The sequence below is a fragment of the Priestia sp. P1_B12_1 genome, assembly GCF_056406695.1.
In genome coordinates this window covers 353,815-373,139 of sequence record NZ_JBFTZR010000002.1, presented here as the reverse complement: position 1 = coordinate 373,139, position 19,325 = coordinate 353,815, and the positions used below count along the sequence as shown (strand labels likewise).

At 38.0% G+C, this 19,325-nt stretch carries 20 protein-coding genes and 3 riboswitches; of the genes, 10 read left to right on the top strand and 10 right to left on the bottom strand.

The genetic code is table 11. From position 1 onward, the window contains the following. Positions 1-426 precede the first annotated feature (426 nt). From AC1D0Y_RS07430 to AC1D0Y_RS07410, 5 genes are all read left to right on the top strand, one after another. Positions 427-1,080 carry a hypothetical protein gene (locus AC1D0Y_RS07430; RefSeq protein ID WP_034269809.1) on the top strand — a complete coding sequence of 218 codons (654 nt, stop codon included), beginning with the start codon at positions 427-429 and terminating at the stop codon, positions 1,078-1,080. 83 nt (positions 1,081-1,163) lie between these two features. Beyond that, positions 1,164-1,754 (top strand): TetR/AcrR family transcriptional regulator, encoded by a 591-nt coding sequence (locus AC1D0Y_RS07425; protein ID WP_014461312.1) that lies wholly within the window; start codon positions 1,164-1,166, stop codon positions 1,752-1,754. Between the two features lie 42 nt (positions 1,755-1,796). Then, positions 1,797-2,138, top strand: coding sequence for a quaternary ammonium compound efflux SMR transporter SugE (sugE, locus tag AC1D0Y_RS07420; protein WP_014461313.1), 342 nt, complete (start codon positions 1,797-1,799; stop codon positions 2,136-2,138). A gap of 1 nt (position 2,139) precedes the next feature. Next, a complete protein-coding gene (locus AC1D0Y_RS07415; RefSeq protein WP_028407687.1) occupies positions 2,140-2,454 on the top strand; it encodes a DMT family transporter in 315 nt (104 codons plus the stop codon). Positions 2,455-2,527: 73 nt separating this feature from the next. After that, a complete protein-coding gene (locus AC1D0Y_RS07410) occupies positions 2,528-2,701 on the top strand; it encodes a twin-arginine translocase TatA/TatE family subunit (protein ID WP_013055701.1) in 174 nt (57 codons plus the stop codon). 28 nt (positions 2,702-2,729) lie between these two features. Here AC1D0Y_RS07410 and AC1D0Y_RS07405 read toward each other — a convergent pair whose 3' ends face one another. The 9 genes from AC1D0Y_RS07405 to AC1D0Y_RS07365 form a co-directional block, all read right to left on the bottom strand. Then, positions 2,730-4,262 (bottom strand): GGDEF domain-containing protein, encoded by a 1,533-nt coding sequence (locus AC1D0Y_RS07405; protein ID WP_477707418.1) that lies wholly within the window; start codon positions 4,260-4,262, stop codon positions 2,730-2,732. 374 nt (positions 4,263-4,636) lie between these two features. Further along, positions 4,637-4,864, bottom strand: coding sequence for a helix-turn-helix domain-containing protein (locus AC1D0Y_RS07400; RefSeq protein ID WP_025749662.1), 228 nt, complete (start codon positions 4,862-4,864; stop codon positions 4,637-4,639). Positions 4,865-4,868: 4 nt separating this feature from the next. Further along, positions 4,869-5,015: a YvrJ family protein gene (locus AC1D0Y_RS07395; protein WP_013055696.1), complete on the bottom strand. Its 147-nt coding sequence runs from the start codon at positions 5,013-5,015 to the stop codon at positions 4,869-4,871. Next, positions 5,008-5,619, bottom strand: coding sequence for a sigma-70 family RNA polymerase sigma factor (locus tag AC1D0Y_RS07390; protein WP_477707417.1), 612 nt, complete (start codon positions 5,617-5,619; stop codon positions 5,008-5,010). The genes AC1D0Y_RS07395 and AC1D0Y_RS07390 overlap by 8 nt, the downstream gene beginning before the upstream one ends. 453 nt (positions 5,620-6,072) lie before the next feature. Next, positions 6,073-6,516: a TlpA family protein disulfide reductase gene (locus AC1D0Y_RS07385; protein ID WP_013055693.1), complete on the bottom strand. Its 444-nt coding sequence runs from the start codon at positions 6,514-6,516 to the stop codon at positions 6,073-6,075. A 117-nt stretch (positions 6,517-6,633) separates the two neighbouring features. After that, a complete protein-coding gene (locus AC1D0Y_RS07380; RefSeq protein ID WP_014461319.1) occupies positions 6,634-7,176 on the bottom strand; it encodes a peroxiredoxin in 543 nt (180 codons plus the stop codon). Positions 7,177-7,575: 399 nt separating this feature from the next. Then, on the bottom strand, positions 7,576-7,734 hold the full coding sequence (locus tag AC1D0Y_RS07375; protein WP_169305225.1) for a hypothetical protein: 159 nt from the start codon (positions 7,732-7,734) through the stop codon (positions 7,576-7,578). 143 nt (positions 7,735-7,877) lie between these two features. After that, the gene (locus tag AC1D0Y_RS07370) at positions 7,878-8,864 is read right to left on the bottom strand and encodes a Gfo/Idh/MocA family protein (RefSeq protein ID WP_028407684.1); all 987 of its coding nucleotides are present in this window, start codon (positions 8,862-8,864) and stop codon (positions 7,878-7,880) included. A gap of 171 nt (positions 8,865-9,035) precedes the next feature. Continuing rightward, positions 9,036-9,668, bottom strand: coding sequence for an NAD(P)-dependent oxidoreductase (locus AC1D0Y_RS07365; protein WP_028407683.1), 633 nt, complete (start codon positions 9,666-9,668; stop codon positions 9,036-9,038). A gap of 422 nt (positions 9,669-10,090) precedes the next feature. Between AC1D0Y_RS07365 and AC1D0Y_RS07360 the strand changes: the two genes are divergently transcribed. Beyond that, positions 10,091-10,288 (top strand): cold-shock protein, encoded by a 198-nt coding sequence (locus AC1D0Y_RS07360; protein ID WP_013055689.1) that lies wholly within the window; start codon positions 10,091-10,093, stop codon positions 10,286-10,288. A gap of 47 nt (positions 10,289-10,335) precedes the next feature. On the opposite strand, the gene AC1D0Y_RS07355 is transcribed toward AC1D0Y_RS07360, so the two are convergent. Next, the gene (locus tag AC1D0Y_RS07355) at positions 10,336-11,664 is read right to left on the bottom strand and encodes an amidohydrolase family protein (RefSeq protein ID WP_477707416.1); all 1,329 of its coding nucleotides are present in this window, start codon (positions 11,662-11,664) and stop codon (positions 10,336-10,338) included. A 505-nt stretch (positions 11,665-12,169) separates the two neighbouring features. After that, positions 12,170-12,271: riboswitch (purine riboswitch) on the bottom strand. Positions 12,272-12,483: 212 nt separating this feature from the next. Beyond that, a riboswitch (guanidine-I (ykkC/yxkD leader) is annotated at positions 12,484-12,585 on the top strand. A gap of 69 nt (positions 12,586-12,654) precedes the next feature. Here AC1D0Y_RS07355 and AC1D0Y_RS07350 point away from each other — a divergent pair. The 4 genes from AC1D0Y_RS07350 to uca all read left to right on the top strand — a co-directional run bounded on the left by AC1D0Y_RS07350 (position 12,655) and on the right by uca (position 19,319). Next, on the top strand, positions 12,655-14,004 hold the full coding sequence (locus AC1D0Y_RS07350; RefSeq protein WP_060746594.1) for an APC family permease: 1,350 nt from the start codon (positions 12,655-12,657) through the stop codon (positions 14,002-14,004). 124 nt (positions 14,005-14,128) lie between these two features. Continuing rightward, positions 14,129-14,233, top strand: a riboswitch (guanidine-I (ykkC/yxkD leader). Between the two features lie 47 nt (positions 14,234-14,280). Further along, positions 14,281-15,018: an urea amidolyase associated protein UAAP1 gene (locus AC1D0Y_RS07345; protein ID WP_060746595.1), complete on the top strand. Its 738-nt coding sequence runs from the start codon at positions 14,281-14,283 to the stop codon at positions 15,016-15,018. Positions 15,019-15,037: 19 nt separating this feature from the next. Beyond that, entirely contained in the window at positions 15,038-15,691 is a 654-nt protein-coding gene (locus AC1D0Y_RS07340) for an urea amidolyase associated protein UAAP2 (protein ID WP_060746596.1), read from the top strand. Between the two features lie 16 nt (positions 15,692-15,707). After that, complete coding sequence (uca, locus tag AC1D0Y_RS07335; RefSeq protein ID WP_060746597.1) at positions 15,708-19,319, top strand: urea carboxylase; 3,612 nt, start codon at positions 15,708-15,710, stop codon at positions 19,317-19,319. Positions 19,320-19,325 lie beyond the last annotated feature (6 nt).

Here is a 19,325-nt window from a genome sequence, read left to right as displayed (position 1 = left end):
CCCATTAATTCCTTTTTATGGATATACCAATTGAATTTGTCTAACAACCGTACTTGTGAGGATGATAGATAGATATAAAAGTAAAAAAAATACATTTATTTATCATTTTCTGCTTACATTTAACTTACTTAAATAGAAAGGACATTAAATATTTTTTTCTAATTTTATAAGCATTTAGACTCCATATGTACCTAGTGCTTTTGTTGTTATTTTATAGATTTCCTTTATTTAATAATCAATTCAGTAAATCTAAATCTCTTGACTATGGCCTCTTTTCCTATTTTTATTTCAATATTTTCTGAATCTTTCTACCGATAAAGGCATCTTTTGTCCGTTAAGATTGCCTAGAAAAATGCATGATTTCTCACTTTTTTGGCATATGATGTTATCATAAAAAAAAGAAGTATCATCAAAAGGAGGAAAACAATGGTTGATACAATCCTTTATTTTCTATTTTCTTTTTGCTACATTGTCCTGTTTTTCTTTAGCATATATGTAGTACGAAAAAACACTTCGCCGTTTTACATGCTATTTCTTCCTTTAGTAATAGCTGGACTAATTTACGATAATGTAATGATTGGGATTGGTTCATTTATCGGTGAAGGCGATACTTTACGTTCACTCAGCATGCTTCGCTTTTGGTTTCACGCTTTATTTACCCCTACTTTGGTGCTCTTTGCGTATGGCGTAGCGAAATATTCGACGATTACATGGGCTAAAAAACCTGTTGCCGGCATTGTTTTTTTGCTGACTACGTTTGCCTTAATTAGCTATGAAATAATCGAGACGATTAGTCAGCGTATGGAAGTTGTACGTGAATATGGCATTGTTCGCTATACATTAGTGGGATCATCCGGTCCCCCTCTTATGGTTCTTATTGTGGCGATTATTTTGCTTTTTGTTGGAATTTCCTTATTTCGCAAGACCAGGTGGAGCAGCATGATGATTGGAGTAGCCGTGATGATTGTAGGAAGTGCCGTGTCAATTCCTATACCAAGCACAGCCGTAACAAATACGTTTGAGCTTATTTTTATCTTTTCTTTATTTTTAACTCAGCGTCATTTAGTAAAAATACATTAAAAAGAAGCGATTCCCTTGCTTCTTTTTTTTATATTTGATATCTTTTACCTAACGACCGTTAGTTAGATTGAGGAGGAGCTTTTTTGAGTGAATTATCAACTGTAGAAAAAATTAGAGCTGCCGCAATGGAGCTCTTTGGAGAAAAAGGCTATACAGAAACATCGCTTGCTGATATCTCATCAAAAGTAGGCATAAAAAAACCTTCCCTGTACGCTCATTTTAAGAACAAAGACGACTTATTTTTACTAACCGTGCATGATTTAATGAATTTATTTTTAACAAAGTTATCTGTTATATACGAACAGCATAAAACAAAGTCTGCTAAAGAACAGCTTCACTGCTTTGTTGTAGATTTCTGCACGATGATTGAAAAAGATTCTTTTGGTCAGATGTACCGTCGTCTTATTTTATTTCCACCTGAACATTTACAGTCGGAAGTAAAAGCTATTTTTTTAAGAAGCGAACGATTGTCTGATCAAATTCTGCATGCTATTTTTACACAGGGAATGGCTGAAGGCGAAATAATTGAACGTCCGATTGATTTGTATATCAATAGCTTTTATTGTTTAACCGACGGACTGTTCATTCAGCGCTTTTATTATGAACCAGAGTATTATGACCAAAAAATCCACGATGCTTGGACGATATTTTGGGAAGGCATACGTGCTAAATAGGCCCTGTAAAAAGGGCTTATTATTATGCAAGGAGGAATTAAAATGGCTTGGATTTACCTTATTATCGCTGGTTTGCTCGAAATTGTATGGGCAATCGGCTTAAAATATTCACATGGATTTACCGAATTAACTCCAACAATCATTACGATCGTCACAATTGTCATCAGCTTTTATTTCTTTTCAAATGCCTTAAAAAAAATTGCTGTCGGAACAGCTTATGCAGTATTTACTGGTATAGGAGCTGCTGGCACAGCGATACTTGGAATGACCGTTTTAGACGAAGGAGCAAATATTGGAAAGATTTTATTTTTAGGATTAATGATCTTTGGAATCGTTGGTTTAAAGTTAATTTCTACTGAAGAAACAGAAAGAGAGGAATCTTAACATGGCTTGGATTGCATTAATAGCTGCTGGTTTTTGCGAAGTGGGATTTGTGATTTTTTTAAAACTTTCCGATGGGTTTAAGCGGCTGGTTCCTTCCATTGGATTTATCCTTTTTGGTGCAGGAAGCTTTTATCTTCTCTCCTTAGCATTAAAGGAGATACCTATTGGAACAGCTTACGGCATATGGACGGGGGTAGGAGCTGCTGGAAGCGTACTTCTTGGCATGCTTTTCTTTCATGAAGCAAAAGATATGCGTCGAATTTTATTTATTTTTTGTATTGTAGCAGGTGTAATCGGCCTTAAAATCACTGGATAATGGTGTACTACTTCCTTTCTTTTCATGCTATACTAAACTTGTAAACACTTTCAAAAAATAGGAGACGATGACAATGAACCTTGGGTTTGGAGAAATTGCCTTAATTGTATTTGTCGCTCTATTGCTTTTTGGCCCGAAGAAACTTCCGGAATTAGGGAAAGCTGCCGGAAAAACGTTAAAAGAGTTTAAAAACGCTACAAAAGGAATTATGGAAGAAGACGAAAAAGAAAAAGCCCCTCCTAAATAAGAGGCTTATATCTCTTTTAAAAGCTGACTCAAACGTTTGAGTCAGCTTCTTTGTGGTGAGAATATACTGAAATTCGATTTCGACCCGTACGCTTTGCCTCATATAAAGCCTGATCTGCTCCATGGACAATTGAAATCGGCGGTATGTTTTCGGATGGAACGACTGTCATTATTCCAACACTGATTGTGATACACTTAAACACGTCAGAAGCTTGATGGATAATTCCACGGTGCTCCACTTGCTGTCTAATAGCTTCTGCCATTTTTATCGCTTCATATTGATTAGCTCGAGGAAGCAATATACCAAACTCTTCGCCTCCGTATCTTGCGACAAAAGCCGATTCTTCAAAGACAACGCTTTTAGCAATATTCGCTACTTCTTTTAAGCATTCGTCTCCTTGAATATGGCCATAGGTATCGTTATACGCTTTAAAATAATCAATATCAAATAAGAGAAAAGAAAGCGGTTCTTTTTCTTTCTGTGCGTATTCCCACTCAATTTCCAGCTGTTTATCAAGAGATCGGCGGTTGTTCAGACCCGTTAAGCCATCTTTCATGGACAGCATTTCAAGCTTTTTATTGGCTTTGCGAAGATCACACTCAGCCTTCTTTTTCTCCGTAATATCTCGATATTCCCAATAGTGGCCAATATACACATGACCTTCATAGATTGGAATGTAGTCACGCGCATAAATTTTACCGTTAATAAACGTAATTTCTTCATCTACTATTGACTCTTTTGAATAAACAGTGCTTTCTACCGTTTTTAAAAACCTAGCAGGATCTTTCAACATAGGAGCGTGAGATAAAAACAGCTGATTACTTTTCAATCCAACGTATTGATGAGGAGGTCCGGGTATATCAAACATGTCACAAAAAGTTTGATTAATAACGGCTACTTCGCGCTCTGGCGTTTCAATCATGGTGCCTGTCTTTGCATTTTGAACCATAACCGAGAACATTTTAGACAGTTTTTTATGCTGACTTGTCGTTACTCGAGATACATATATATATCTGCCTACCAGATACACTAAACACCCACCTATAAAAGAAGCAGGCAGTAAATAGACGATAATTGTAGCAGCGTGCTTGATATCTTTAAAAAGAAAGGACAGTGAGAAAAATACGCAAAGCAAGCTGATAGAATTCATTAATTGAAAACGAATAAATGGACGATAAGGTAAGCGAACCGCCCACCCAGACAGTAAAGCCATTACGATAATTGCAGCAGCGCCTATTATTCCGCTTACCGTAATTCCAAACAAAAGCAGACGCATTACCCCTATAATACAAGCCGCAATGATAGCGGGTACTATTCCTGCATAAAGACAAACAATTGTCACTGCTAAAAAACGAAAGTCAAGAATAATAGTAGAATCTATTTTAATTGTATATACCATTAAAATGCTGCCTAATAGTCCGTAAGAACATCCGTAATAAATTAAACGATACATTTTGTACCGTTTTATTCCTTCTACTCTATAAATGATTTGCTCTCGAACTATACTCGCAGCAAACATGAAAGAAATAATTAACGTGATATTAAAGAGAAGTTGACTCACTTTATTCTTCACCTCTTTGCAAAAAGCTAAAACAAAAAACAATAGGCTTCTTACCTTACATATTTTTTACTGCCGCTTTTTTATAAATCGTACTGTTTGATTTATCGAACAGCACGATTTCTTCCTTCATTAAATAAAACTCTTCTATCCTCTATTCGTCGCCGACAATCCTTTCTATATAAAGAGTGATTACCTTCCTTTTACACAAGAAATTCTACTTGTTAGTATACTACTAAACTCTATTCTTACACATCACCTTTTACCTTTTTTTAAATATTTATCCATTTTCTATTTTTTGTATTTTTTACTGTAAGGTACGTAGTCGAACTGCAACAAAAATAAAAAAAGAGCGTCGATACAACGAGCGCTCTTTTTTATTTTTGGCGTAAAAATTCCCAAAGTCCTGGCGTTTTGGAAAAATCAAACGTCTTAACAGCGGAAAGAATTTTAATCTTTAAATCTTGCTTTACGTCTTCTCTCTCATGCAGTGAAAAGCTTTGGACAGCTTTATTTAGTTTTGGTTCCAGCTTTTTTAATAGACGCCTTGACGCCTCTTCATCTCCAGCTTTCACTTTATTTACAAGCTCATATAGAGTTTCCATTTCTTCACTTCTTTCTTAAGTCAGTTGTTAGTTCTTCCACTTTTTCTTCAAGTCGCTTTATATTGTTTTCTACACGCAGTAATAAATAAAAAGAAAGGACAGCGGGAAATCCTACGTTTCCAACAAGTTGAAGCCACTGAGGATCAAACATATCTATCACTCACCTTCATAATTTTTTTCAACTTGCTTAGCGCACGTTGATAATGATTAGAAACCGCTTGCTGAGAAATAGAAAAATAAGCAGCGATTTCTTTATGAGTCCAGCGTTCGACAATAATCAAGTGCAGCATATACTGCTGCTTGGCCGTTAATTGGCGAAATGCATGATGAAGAATACGATTTTCGAATTGATTTCCTAAAAATTCATGCTCCCATACAGCCCCGTCCTGTACTCCTAGCATATCTTCCACTGTTCGATTTCCATCTAGCGCAGCCGGCTGCTGCAGGCGAAGAGGAATATAAGAACGCTCTTTTTCTTTTACACGCATAACATCTCTGGAATAATGTCTGCAAAGCTTGTTAATATAATGAAGCAATCTAACTTCGCTATAAAACTGATGAAATTCTTTGTTTAGAAGTCTTTGTTCTTTTGTATCATGTTTAACAACCGCTTTTTGTAATCGCTCATAGCGTTCTGGTGTCAAAAATGTATTCATTATATGAGTCTGAAGAGTTGCGCTGTGGTTTGTAAGAAATGTATGAAAGGTACATTCTTTGTCGTGCCGCTTTTCTTGCTGCGAATAGAGCTGAGTCATTGTGCAAATCTCCTCCTTTTTTTCCTATACTTATTAAAAAGGGAGAAAAGAGTAAAATAACAACACCAAAAACGAACATTTGTTCTTATTTAAATTTAACTATATTAGGTTTTTTATGTCAATATGATGAAAGGCTTATTAATGATTGAAAAGACTTAGTAAAAAATAAAAAAAGAGATTGAGAGATAACGAAATGAATCCAATTTAAAGACGCACAAATAGGATATATGAGCTGATCCGCTTGTGACACCGCCGTTGCCGTTGATTTCCGTGCAAGACTTCGCCTTGCCCTCCAATCAACTGCTAGAAGGAACGAAACAGATGAAATCTACGTTCAGCATAGCAAAAAAAAAAAAACGAACCGCTAATCAAACATGTTGACCAGTGGTTCGTTTTTAATTTCAGTTAAAATATTTTTATCCGGGGCCTTTTTATTTCTTCTTCATGTAGAGATTATTCTTCGCCTAAGACGCGGTTAATACGTTTGCGAAGCATTGGCATTCCATTTCCACCCGCTTGGAAATGACGAAGCTGACCTTCTTTATCAAATACATAATATGCTGGTACATATTTATTTTCAAAAGCGTCTGTTAACTTATGCTCACTGTCTACGTAAATTGGCTGAGTAATATCGTGTCCCATTGCCATTGCCTCAATGACACCCATATCTAAGTCATCTTCCGAACGAGGCATATGAACCGCTACAACATTCAATTGATCATCATACTCATCACGAAGATCATTAACTTCAGGCATTGCTTCTTTACATAAATGGCAGCTTACTGACCAAAAGTGGATAAGCGTTGCTTTATCACCTACTAAGTCTTCCTTTGTTACTTCGTCGTTAATCCAAGATGTTGCTCCAGTTAATTCAGGCATTTGTTCACGTAATTTCATTTTAAAATCCTCCTCATCAATATAAACAGAATATTCTGTCTTTTATAGTTAGAAAACTATCTTTTCTATTTTAATGGCAGCAGTAGAGGAATTTCTCCTCTACTCCGCCGCTATTTATTAAAGTGTTTTTTGACCTGGTTTCCAGTTAGCTGGGCAAAGTCCGCCAGTTTGAAGGGCTTGAAGCACACGTAATGTTTCTTCTACGCTGCGGCCGATGTTGTTATGGTTTACAACTGCGTATTGCAATTCACCTTCTGGATTAATAATAAATAATCCGCGAAGCGCTACGCCTTCTTCTTCAATTAACACGCCGTAATCACGTGCTACTGCGTGAGTTGGATCTGCAGCTAATGGATAATTCAAATCTCCAAGTCCATTATCTTTACGATCTGTGTTAATCCAAGCTAAGTGAGTATGAATTGTATCTGTAGAAACACCTACAACTTCAGCATCTAGATCTTCAAACTCTTCGTAGTGATCTGATAGAGCTGTAATTTCTGTTGGACATACGAATGTAAAGTCCATTGGATAGAAGAACAATACTGTCCATTTACCGTTTTTCATATTTTCTTCTAAACTTACTTTTCCAAATTCCTTATTTGCAAGTACAGCTTCCATTTCGAAGCGTGGTGCTTGTTTTCCTACCATACGTTCTGCCATGTCAAAATCTCTCCTTGTACAATGTATTTCACAAGCTTATGCTTGTATGTATTATTTTTAATGCAATCAATGACTTCTCCTATTTGATAACGATTATTAGTATCATTATAAACTAGTAATAATTATTGATTACATTCTTTATTATACACGAGCTATTATTATAGTCAATACTTTTTTGTAATCATTTTAATCTAGGATTAATTATCGAATATTTTCTACTCTTTTTATTCTTTCCTTTGATTAATCCTATATATGCAGGGATGAATAAAGATAGAAGATACTAAAAAACTTCCCTTGTTTCAACATATTTGCTTTTAAAATGTGCTGCGGCAAGATTTCGAATCTCAATTATGCTCTTTATAACCACAATAAAAGAGAATGAGACATAATTATCTCAATCTAATTTAGAGACGAACAAATTAGAAAATGATCTAGTATGGATGAATGGTTACACCGCTGTTGATTTCCGTGCAAGACTTCGTTTTCCGCGGGCGGCCGATGAGCATCCTCGTCGCTTGCACTTTTCCCGCAGGAATCTTCACCTTGCCCTCCAATCACCAGCTAGAAGCAGCTTCATACATGAAATCTACGTTCACCCTATCAATGAAAAAATCCGCACGAGTTTGATTCTCCATCAAGAATCAAACTCGTGCGGATCTTTCTTCAACTAAACTACTTTTGCCCAGCCTCTGTTCTGTTATTTATTTATTATCATTTGGATATACAAGACCGATTTGCTCTCGCACTTTATCCATCACGTGCATTGTTAAATATGAATTCTCATAAGAATTTGTGTTCGATTCCATCTTTCCTTGCTTTAACAGCTCTACGAATTCATTTATTTCATAGTACATAGCAGGATAAGGCTGATCCACCGTTAACTCTTCTACCTGTCCGTCATTGTATCGAATTTCTACTTTTTCAGCGGTATGTATTTTGTCAATAACCATACTGCCTTTTTCTCCTTGAATTTCACTTGGCAAATGCGAATTTGTAATTTTGGAATACATGATGACCGCGTCTCGATCTTCGTACTCTAAAGCAACTGATCCTTCTCCATCTACTCCAGATTCTAGCATAAACGCAGTTGCCTTTATTTTATGAGGTCCTCCAAACAACGTAATCAGAGGATAAAGACAATATACACCTAAATCCATCAGTGAACCGTTGGCAAGCTCTGGCTTAAAGGCATTAAGCACGATACCTTCTTTGTATTTATCATAACGAGAAGAATACTGACAGTAAGATGCAACGTATTTCCGAATTGGACCAATTTTATGTAAGTTCTCTTGAATCACTTTGAAGTTAGGAAGAAGGGTTGATTTCATCGCTTCCATTAGTAATACCTTATGATTTTTGGCTGTTTGAATCATGCGAGTTACTTCTGCTGCATTGGCTGCGAGCGGCTTTTCACACAGTACATGCTTGTTATTTTTCAAAAATAAGATAGCTTGTTCCGCATGATAAGCATTTGGAGTAGCAATATACACTGCATCAATTTCAGCACTCACTGCCATTTCCTCTAAATCAGTAAATATATGAGGAATATCATATTTATCTGCAAATTCTTCTGCTTTTTCAATCGTTCGAGAATAAACAGCTGCAAGCTGAAAGTCGTCTACATACTGAGCTGATTCTAACAGTCGATCTGTTATCCAGTTTGTTCCTATTACGCCAAAACGAATCATCTTTTCATCTCCTTTTTATCATCTATATTGTATTGTATCGTCTTTAAAAAGAAAAACGAAGAAATAATAAAAAATCTATACCATTTCCAAGTGCTTTATATCTATTTTGTTTTATATAAAAAACAGCTCACAACAAATGTAAGCTGTTTTTTATATGACTCAAACGTAAGCTTATGCTTTCTCACCCACTACAGCAAAACGTTCATTCACATGGTTTTTATTCTCTAATTCATCTATTAAAGCAATCGCATAATCAGCATAGCTAATATAGCTTTCATTTTGACTATTTGTGATCACATGATCTTTTCCTAATTGATAGGCTCCCGTGCGAGCACCTTCTGCATCAAAAAAGGCTGCTGGGCTTAAATAAGTCCAATTTATAGTCGATTTTTCAAGTTCTTTTAAACCTTTACCCATGTTTGAAGCCGTTGGATAATAAGCTGCTGGAAAACCTTCTGTGCTCATTAAAGGCGTTGTTTTTTCTGCATCTACAAATAAACTTCCCGCTCCGCCCACTACTGCGAGTCGCGTTTGAATACCTTGAAATACTTTAATAAGTGATTGTATAGACTCAACGTGGAGCTGTTCGCTTCCAGGAGGTGCATTAAATGCATCTACCACAGCATCGAACTGTTCAATGTCTTTTGAAGTAATGGCAAAAATATCTTTTTCCATTACGTTTGTTTGATTTTTTAGTTTAGAAGCATTTCGAACAACGGCTGTTACTTCATGTCCTCTCTGTTTTGCTTCTTCCATAATTAATTGACCTGCTTTACCTGTTGCTCCAATAACACCAATTTTCATTCTTATTCTCTCCTTTTATTTTAGTTGTAACCATTACAGTTACATATAACACAAAAAAATTGAGCTTTTTATAGCACTGCTAATTCTTCTCAGCTCGTTGTAACCATTATAGTTACACATCACTCAATTTGTCAACCTCGCTATTCATTTTTTTACGAGATAAAAGATTTTAGCGATTGCTAAAAAGCCACAAAATAATAGTTCATTTGCTATTTCAAAATATATCCATATTTTCAACTTATTTTTATCTCAGAGTACTTTTTTATGAAAAAAGGTTTCTTTTTTATAAGAAAGTGTTATAATAGGTATATTATTTCTTGTTCGGTGTTAACAAATAGAAAGACTTTCTTTAAAGTGATTCTTATTGAAATTGAGCAGAGATAGTAATATATTCGTGGATTTTCCACACAGGAGGTACTACAATGGTACAAGGTAAAGTAAAATGGTTTAATGCAGAAAAAGGTTTTGGATTCATCGAAGTAGAAGGACAAGACGACGTATTCGTACACTTCTCAGCTATCCAAGGCGAAGGTTTCAAATCACTTGAAGAAGGTCAAGAAGTTACATTTGAAATCGAAGATGGAGCTCGTGGACCACAAGCTGCTAACGTTCAAAAGTAATTGATTAAGAAGCTGTCACTAATGTGACAGCTTCTTTTTATGTCTATTTAACCAATTAAAATTTGATTTTCCTGCCAAAGGTTAGTCAAGTTCGTATCCGCGAGCCGCTGATGCGTTTCTTTTACGCTAAGCCAGCGGTGCTTGTTGAAAACAAAGCGAGTTTCAGGAAGTTCAGTCCATATTTCTTGTACAGACTGCACATTTAATAGAACAAAGTTTGCTTCGTTTCCTTCTTCCACTCCGTACTTTTCTTTTCCAATCAGCCGGGCTGGTATACTTGTAATCATTCGGAGCAACTGTCGCTGATCATCCGGACTTCCCATATGTGCAGCATAGGCAGTTAGCAACCCTACTTGCAGCAAGTCTGCTTTTCCAAACGGATGGAACGGGTCGTTCACGTTATCAGATGCAGTAGCAATTGGAACCGCTGCTTTTTGTATGTCGCGAATACGCGTTACGCCTCGTCTTACAATTCCTTTATCTTCTCTTCCCTGTAAATATAAATTAGAAGCAGGTAATGTGACAACTCCAATTTTCGCCTGTTTCAAAAGGTTTAAGATTTCTTTCACTTTTGCATCAGTCATTCCTGCAAGCGAGCAAAGATGCCCCACTACCACTTTTCCTTCCATATCTAATTCAATTGTTCTATGAGCAATATTAATTATTGTATCAACAGACGGATCATCGCTTTCATCCACATGTAAGTCAAGAGGTTTATTATAGGCTTGAGCCAGCGAAAATAGAGCATCAATCTCTTTTTCTGGATTTCTAGCTAAATGAGGACAGCCTCCAATTGCATCAATTTCAAGGTCGAATGCTCGTTCAATTTTATTCATCTTGTACATATCATCAATGTCTAGGTTAGAGAATAGCGGAACAACCTGCACGTCCATATACGGACTTAATTCATCTCTCACTTCGACAGCCGCTTGTAAACTTCGAAATAAACTATCTTCTTCCATGCTGCAGTCAAAATCAATATGCGTTCGAATCGTAGTCGTACCGTTAGCTAATGCCTGCAAAGCAGTTTTTAACATTCGCTGCTTAATTTCTTCTTCTGGAAATGCCGGCAGGCTGCTGCTGTAATTTTTAATGGCTTCTTGAAGAGTTCCAGATATATTGGGCACTTGAGGAAGCGAATGAGCTTTGTCTAAATGCATATGCATATCTACAAATCCTGGTAATAGCACACGACCCTGTGCATCAAGTGACATTTCTTTTCCTAACACGGCCGCGTGCAGCGGAAAAAACTCGTCACCTTCAAGATAACCGTTTTGTAAAACGATAGAAGTATACATGCCATTTGAAATTTTCACTTCAAAAAGGGCGTGGTCGTGCATAATTGGCAAACGAACATTAATTAAGTGAAGCAACATAATTCCCTCCTCAATTTTTCAACTTCTTCATTTTTCATAGACCGCTTTATCTTCTCTATCATTTATTGTTTAAAGCATTAATTCGCCAAATTTCGCAAATCACCTTCTCTTTAGAGACCTTTATTTACAGAGAAAAAAGCAAGAACAAAAAAAGGAGCAGCGTCCCCACGCTGCTCATCAAAGAAAAAATGCTAGAAAATAGATAGAATGTACTTCCCATGGTTAAATGAGGGCTTACAGATAAAGCTTCAGTGAGTGATTTCATGCTTTGCATCGCTATTCTCCCCAGAAAGCAATGCAGATACAAACAAGAAATTTCCATCACTCGCTCATACTGTAAATAGACACATAAGAAAAAGCCCAAACAAAGGCAGGTCTCTCAAATACAATGAGCAAAAACCTACCCGCCTGGGCTTTTATCCCTTCGGTGTCATATCCACTTCTTTTCAAAAATGAATATGTGAATCGCTTGGACCAAACTTTCTACTAACGTAAAAATGGGAACCTAGATTCACTTTTTACTCATAGTCCTATCATTTACGGTGATAAGGTAGAAACGTCTGAGCCATATTCTCAAACATATATGAGTGAACCGTATTTAGCTTTTTCTTGTCTACAAATATACTACAGGTCTTTCTGTGAGTCAACTATAAACGAATAATCTTTTTAATAAAATTGTATATAGTTCGCCTTTTACAAAAGTTTACTTTTTAAAAAAGTTTGTTAAACTATCTAACACAGTAGTTGCATCTTCTTATAATCCTGCTTATACTTCGAACTACTTACATTACCTATAAAGGTCTTCACTCTGTTGAAGACAAAAAAGCGATCTAGGGTTCCGTTTAACACATGTTAAAGACTGGTCCGAGAGAGAGCGTACGGAACGATCCGTATACACGGAGGGATAAAAGCCTGGGAGAATGACATCATTCTCCCAGGCTTTTCTTTTTTACTACTATAAAATAAAAATAGAGGAAAGAAGGGATTTATATGAACAACCAACCAGCGTTAAGTAAATCGCTAAAGGTATATCAAATTGTGTTTTTGGGTCTTGCCTGGATGACTCCAATGATTTTCTTTACGGTTTACGGAGTAGCCTACGATGCGGCTGGAGGGCAAATGGTCCTTGCTTATTTAATTGCTTTTTTAGCTATCTTTTTTACCGCATATAGCTATAGCCGAATGGTAAAAGCATATCCAATAGCGGGATCTGCTTATACGTATACGAAAAAAGCTATACATCCTCGCCTTGGCTTTTTAGTAGGCTGGGCACTTCTTTTAGACTATATTTTCTCCCCTATTATCGCTATTTTAACATTTGGTATTTTTATGCATACGGAATTTCCTTCTATTCCTGTATACGTATGGGTCATTGTCATGAACATTATCTTAGCTTTAGTCAATATTGTTGGTATTAAATCTGTAGCTCGTATAAGCGGCATCTCTGTTGTAGTTCAGATTCTATTTATAAGTTTGTTTTGTTTATTTATCATCAAAGATATTGCAACAGGTCAAGCTAGTTCTTCTACTCTTTTTTCACTTCATCCTTTTTGGGCTTCAGATGTACCGTTTACGACTATCTTTTCTGGAGCTGCGCTCATTTGCTTTTGCTTTTTAGGATTTGATGCAGTTACAACAATGGCGGAAGAAACGATTCAACCGGAAAGGACAATTCCAAAAGCTATTTTTCTTATTGTTTGTATTGCAGCTGTTATGTACATCGCTATTTCGTATTTTACACAGATTGCCTATCCGGGATTCACGTTTACTAACCCTGATAATGCAGCCTACACCCTTGTAAAATTAGTGGGCGGAAATCTTTTAAGCAGTCTATTTATTACGGTATTAATTATTGCAACCTTTACTCAAGGAGTTTCTTCAGTCACAAGCGTTACTCGCTTTTTATATGCTTTAGGCCGTGAATCCGTACTGCCTCAAAAGGTATTTTCATATATTCATCCAACGTTTAAAACGCCCGTGGTGAATATCTTGCTTGTTACCGCTTTTTCGTTTTTGGGAATGTTCATTGATTTAAACACAGCCATCACTTTTGTCAGTTTCGGTGCCTTAACCGCCTTTACATTTGTTAATGTATCAGTCATTGCCCATTTTTATATTAAGTTAAAGAAACGGTCGTTTACTGAAACAATACTCTATTTAATCTTCCCTTTGGTCGGAGCAGCATTTATCGGGTGGCTGCTCACACTGTTAAACAAAGACACTCTTTTGATTGGTGTCGCCTGGCTTACTGTTGGATTTCTCTATTTATTTGTAAAATCTCGACTGTCCGCTCCTTTTGTAAAGAGAGATCATTCAAAAGTGACGGTCCCTGAAAAATAAACTGAAAAATCAGTTTTTATGTCAGATATTCTAACAAACTGCTTGTCAACTCATTTTCACTCGTACTATACTACGGTTAATCGAAAGCCACAAATGGATAAAGGTTCTTACAGCCGTTAAGAACAAAAAAGCTGTCTAGGGTTCCGTTTAACATATGTTAAAGACTGGTCCGAGAGAGAGCGATATAGCGCTACGCTGTATAACACGGAAGGATAAAAGCCTGGGAGACTACTCTCCCAGGCTTTTATCTTTTTTTTATTCTAAGGAGGTTATTTTATGAGTTCTATATGGAAGCAAACAATCCCGGCTGGTGGAAAATGGTCAGGCCGAATTGGAAGAGGAAAATCGGTGACGTTTACCGCACAAGAATCCGGTGCAAATGTCTCCCTACTATTATACAACGCTTATGATTTAACAGAACGATATAACATGCCCGATACCTTAAAAGCTCAGCACACTGCTCACTTAACAAAAGGACACGTTCTGATGAGTGACAACGGCAGAGCATTTGCAAGCATTACTGCTGACACCACCGGCTGGCATGATACCATTTCAGGCTACACTACGCGCAGCTTAACTCATCAAAAATACGGCGCATCTACTTATCAAGAATCTCGAAACGAATGGCGAAGAAATGGCGAAGAAAATTTTTCAATGGAGCTTTTGCGCAACGGTTTAACAACACGGGATTTAGTCCCTAACCTTAACTTGTTTTCAAAAATATACTGCGACGAAAAAGGCAATATGAATTTTGTTTCTTCTCATTGTAAAAAAGGAGATTTTATTACGCTTAGAACAGAAATGGATTTGCTTTTTCTACTGTCTAATACACCTAACCCTCTAGACCCGAGCGGAACGTACCCTTCTGTTCCGATTGAAATAACCGTAGATGAAGCAGCTCCTGTAAGCTCAGACGACTACTGTTTAAATTTTAGACCTGAAAATAAACGAGCGTTTGAAAACACATGGTCTTATGATCTATTGCTTGGAAATAAAACACTATCAACGATTTAAAAATAAAGGAGGCTTTATAATGGCTGTATTTAATCGAGTGGAAAGCAACAGAAAAATAGAGAACGCAATTTATGATGAAACGGTACTGGCTGGGGACGGCTGGATGCACGAGCTTAAACCCGGCCAAACGCTTAGAATAATAGATGTAGAAGGCAATCAAGCAGCGGATACTTTATTCTTTGATGCTGAAAACCTAGAAGATCATTACAGTGCAGTATCTACGATTGCTAATCAAGGAAATATTTATTTATCCACCGGCACAGTGCTGCTTTCTCAATCTGGCAAAGAACTAGTCAAAATTGTTGCTGACACGTGCGGACGCCACGATACCTTAGGCGGAGCTTGCTCGGCACAAAGCAACACCGTACGCTATGCACATAACACGCTTCCGATGCATAACTGCCGAGATACATTTATGCTTCAGCTATCAAAATATGATAGCCGCTACACCAAAAGAGATTTAGCACCAAACGTAAACTTTTTTATGAATGTACCTGTGACGCCAAGCGGCGGATTAACGTTTAATGACGGGGTATCTGCCCCTGGATACTATGTAGAAATGGAAGCTATCAATCCTACACTTGTATTGATCAGCAACTGCCCTCAGCTTAACAATCCGTGCAACGATTATAACCCTACCCCTATTCGCTTAGTTATTTGGGATTCATTATAAAAAGGAGTGTTCATCTATGTTTACAAAAGTATTAATTGCGAACCGAGGAGCAATTGCCGTTAGAGTTGAGCGAACATTACGACATTTAGGAGTGAAATCTGTAGCTGTTTATACAGAAGCTGATCAAGACAGCCTGCACGTTGATGAAGCAGATGAAGCCATTTTGATTGGCAGCGGCCTGGTCAAAGAAAGTTATTTAAACGAAGACCTTATTCTAGATATTGCAAAGAAAACAGGCGCGGAAGCTATTCATCCAGGCTACGGTTTTTTAAGTGAAAACGCGGAATTTGCTCGTCGCTGTCAGGCTGAAGGAATTGTATTTATTGGTCCTACACCTCAACAAATGGAAATATTCGGATTAAAACATTCAGCTCGGGAAATTGCGCAAAAAGCCGACGTGCCTTTGCTGCCCGGTACACCTCTTATTACAGATGTATCAGAAGCTGTACGTGCTGCTGAAGAGATTGGCTATCCCGTTATGTTAAAAAGTACAGCTGGCGGCGGTGGAATTGGAATGCGTGTTTGCCAAGATGAAAAAGCGCTTCAAGCAGCTTTTGACTCAGTTTGCCATTTAGCACAAACAAACTTTAAAAACAGCGGTGTTTTTTTAGAGAAATATATTCAAAAAGCTCGCCATGTAGAAGTTCAAATCTTCGGGAATTCTTTTGGAGAAGTAGTGGCTTTAGGAGAACGCGACTGCTCTATTCAACGAAGAAATCAAAAAGTAATTGAAGAAAGCCCAGCTCCAAACTTCCCTTCATATATACGGGAAAATATGCTGCAAGCAGCTACACGACTAGCTAAAGAAGTCGGATATCGAAGCGCAGGAACGGTAGAGTTTCTTTATGACGCTGAAGCAGAGAAATTTTATTTTTTAGAAGTAAATACTCGTCTTCAAGTAGAGCACGGCGTTACAGAAGAAGTGTTAAACGCTGATTTAGTAGAATGGATGCTTAAAGAAGCATGCGATGAGCTAGTAAATCTTCCTTCTTTGCTTCCCGTGCCTTCAGGTCACAGTATCCAAGCTCGTATTTATGCAGAAGATTGCTTAAATGATTTTCGTCCCAGCGGCGGGCAAATTGACCAAGCAATTTTCTCTAAAAGTGCTCGAGTTGAAACGTGGGTACGGGACGGTATTACTGTAACATCACTTTATGATCCTATGCTCGCTAAAATTATCGTTCATGGAAAAACACGAGAAGAAGCTCTTCTAAAATTGAGCGCTGCTTTAAAAGAGACAAGATTATACGGCGTTACTACTAATCTTCAATACTTGCAGGGACTGTTAGAAGAAAAAGCGTGCAAAACAGGCGACGTGTATACTCAAATGCTTAACTCATATAATCCAAGCGAACAAGCACTCGAAGTATTAGACGGAGGCGTTCAGTCCACTGTTCAAGATTACCCGGGGCGCACCGGGCACTGGAACGTAGGGGTTCCTCCGTCCGGTCCAATGGATCCTTTTGCTTTTCGCATAGGAAACAAACTTCTCGGAAACTCCCCAGATGCACCAGGGATTGAAATGACTCTCCGAGGCGGCTCTTATAAATTTAGAGACAATGTATCTTTTTGCATTACGGGTGCCAACATGCATGCTACATTAGACGGCGCTGAAATTCCTATGTATAAGACCATTAGAGCAAAGCCGGGACAAATTCTTTCATTTAATGAAGCAACCGAAGGAATGCGTACGTATTTACTGATTGGCGGCGGACTTGATATGCCTAAAATATTAGGCAGTTCTTCTACTTTTACACTAGGAAGCTTCGGAGGACACGGCGGAAGAGCACTTCGTACTGGAGATGTACTCCGTGTCTCTGACCACTCTCACGTTGAAAATGAACTTGCCCTTTCCTACCAGCCAGCCATGACTAAAGAATGGACAATCGGAGTAATTCCAGGACCTCATTGTACAGAAGAATTTTTACAGCCAGAGTACTTACAGCAGCTAACAGATACAAAATGGGAAGTTCATTTTAACAGCTCTAGAACAGGCGTTAGGTTAATAGGTCCCGCTCCTTTTTGGACCCGTGAAGATGGAGGAGAAGCCGGTTTGCATCCATCAAATATTCATGACAACGCCTATGCCATCGGCACCTTAGACTTAACGGGAGATATGCCTATTTTACTTGGCCCAGACGGCCCGAGCCTTGGCGGCTTTGTTTGCCCTGTTACGACTGCTTCAGCAGAGTTTTGGAAAATAGGACAGCTTCATCCCGGAGATAAAATTTCGTTTAAATTAATTGACCTTGAACAAGCTGAAAAACTGAAATGTACGCAGGAAGACTTTTTACAGCATATCGGAACATCTGCATCACTTCCTGTGCTTACAAATCCAGTAGCACAGCCGCTCAAAAGCGATTATCCGCTGCTGATTAACGAAACGGAAAATAGACGCTTCCCATTTTCCGTCCGCTGCTCAGGCGATGCAAATATACTTGTGGAGTACGGAGAAATGGAGCTTGATCTGCTGCTTCGCTTCCAAGTGCATGCTTTAATGGAAGCTATTCAAAAGCATAAGGATTTACCAGTTCTAGATTTAACGCCTGGTATCCGTTCTCTTCAAATTCATATTGATGCAACAAAGATGTCTATTCTTGAACTGTGTCAGCACATTTCAGCTATTGATCGCGCGCTTCCTCCTCTTGAAGAAATGGAAGTTCCGTCTCGCATTGTAAAACTTCCGCTTTCATGGGATGATCCTGCGACTCAATTGGCTATTGAACGCTATCAGCAAAACGTTCGTCCAGATGCCCCCTGGTGTCCAAGCAATCTAGAGTTTATTCGCCGAGTAAACGGTCTGGATCACATTGAAGATGTGAAACGAGTTGTATTTGACGCTAATTATCTTGTAATGGGGCTTGGAGATGTATATTTAGGCGCGCCTGTTGCTACGCCTCTAGACCCTCGTCACCGTTTAGTGACAACGAAATATAATCCCGCTCGTACATGGACGCCTGAAAATGCAGTTGGTATTGGCGGTGCGTATATGTGCGTATACGGAATGGAAGGTCCTGGGGGCTATCAATTTGTGGGACGCACGATTCAAATGTGGAACCGACTTCGTCAAACGGAAAGTTTTGAAGCAGGAAAACCGTGGCTTCTTCGTTTCTTTGATCAAATTCAATTTTACCCAGTAGAAGCAGATGAGCTTTTAAAACTGCGCGAAGATTTTCTTCGCGGGAGATTTGAAGCAGATATTACGGAGACAACGTTTAAACTTGGAGAATATTTAGATTTTCTTTCATCTATTGAAGAAAGCACGGCTGCTTTTCGTCAAACCCAGCAGGCTGCTTTTCAAACAGAACGAGAAGATTGGAAAGCACTCGGCTTAGCTGAGTACGTCTCTGAACATGAAACAGCTGAAATTACGGAACAAGAGCTGCCTGAAGGTACGGAAGCCGCCCGCTGTACAATGCCGGGAAGCGTATGGAAAGTTCTTGTTGAAGAAGGACAAAAAGTTAAAAAAGGCGATACGTTAATTATCGAAGAAAGCATGAAAATGGAGTTTCCACAGCTAGCACCTATGGATGGATATATCAGTTCTATTCATGTAAAACCCGGCGATGAAGTACAGGCTGGACAGCTGATTGCCGGTATAAAAGCCTTTTCTCCAATTACTCATTAAGGACGG

What these genes read in the sequence shown, in the direction of transcription:
- sugE (WP_014461313.1), top strand. Translation starts at nt 1,797, where the DNA reads ATGGCTTGGATTTACCTTATTATCGCTGGTTTGCTCGAAATTGTATGG.
- AC1D0Y_RS07380 (WP_014461319.1), bottom strand. Translation starts at nt 7,176, where the DNA reads ATGGCAGAACGTATGGTAGGAAAACAAGCACCACGCTTCGAAATGGAA.
- AC1D0Y_RS07430 (WP_034269809.1), top strand. Translation starts at nt 427, where the DNA reads ATGGTTGATACAATCCTTTATTTTCTATTTTCTTTTTGCTACATTGTC.
- AC1D0Y_RS07385 (WP_013055693.1), bottom strand. Translation starts at nt 6,516, where the DNA reads ATGAAATTACGTGAACAAATGCCTGAATTAACTGGAGCAACATCTTGG.
- AC1D0Y_RS07340 (WP_060746596.1), top strand. Translation starts at nt 15,038, where the DNA reads ATGGCTGTATTTAATCGAGTGGAAAGCAACAGAAAAATAGAGAACGCA.
- AC1D0Y_RS07410 (WP_013055701.1), top strand. Translation starts at nt 2,528, where the DNA reads ATGAACCTTGGGTTTGGAGAAATTGCCTTAATTGTATTTGTCGCTCTA.
- AC1D0Y_RS07350 (WP_060746594.1), top strand. Translation starts at nt 12,655, where the DNA reads ATGAACAACCAACCAGCGTTAAGTAAATCGCTAAAGGTATATCAAATT.
- uca (WP_060746597.1), top strand. Translation starts at nt 15,708, where the DNA reads ATGTTTACAAAAGTATTAATTGCGAACCGAGGAGCAATTGCCGTTAGA.
- AC1D0Y_RS07360 (WP_013055689.1), top strand. Translation starts at nt 10,091, where the DNA reads ATGGTACAAGGTAAAGTAAAATGGTTTAATGCAGAAAAAGGTTTTGGA.
- AC1D0Y_RS07345 (WP_060746595.1), top strand. Translation starts at nt 14,281, where the DNA reads ATGAGTTCTATATGGAAGCAAACAATCCCGGCTGGTGGAAAATGGTCA.
- AC1D0Y_RS07415 (WP_028407687.1), top strand. Translation starts at nt 2,140, where the DNA reads ATGGCTTGGATTGCATTAATAGCTGCTGGTTTTTGCGAAGTGGGATTT.
- AC1D0Y_RS07395 (WP_013055696.1), bottom strand. Translation starts at nt 5,015, where the DNA reads ATGTTTGATCCTCAGTGGCTTCAACTTGTTGGAAACGTAGGATTTCCC.
- AC1D0Y_RS07365 (WP_028407683.1), bottom strand. Translation starts at nt 9,668, where the DNA reads ATGAAAATTGGTGTTATTGGAGCAACAGGTAAAGCAGGTCAATTAATT.
- AC1D0Y_RS07390 (WP_477707417.1), bottom strand. Translation starts at nt 5,619, where the DNA reads ATGACTCAGCTCTATTCGCAGCAAGAAAAGCGGCACGACAAAGAATGT.
- AC1D0Y_RS07400 (WP_025749662.1), bottom strand. Translation starts at nt 4,864, where the DNA reads ATGGAAACTCTATATGAGCTTGTAAATAAAGTGAAAGCTGGAGATGAA.
- AC1D0Y_RS07370 (WP_028407684.1), bottom strand. Translation starts at nt 8,864, where the DNA reads ATGATTCGTTTTGGCGTAATAGGAACAAACTGGATAACAGATCGACTG.
- AC1D0Y_RS07355 (WP_477707416.1), bottom strand. Translation starts at nt 11,664, where the DNA reads ATGTTGCTTCACTTAATTAATGTTCGTTTGCCAATTATGCACGACCAC.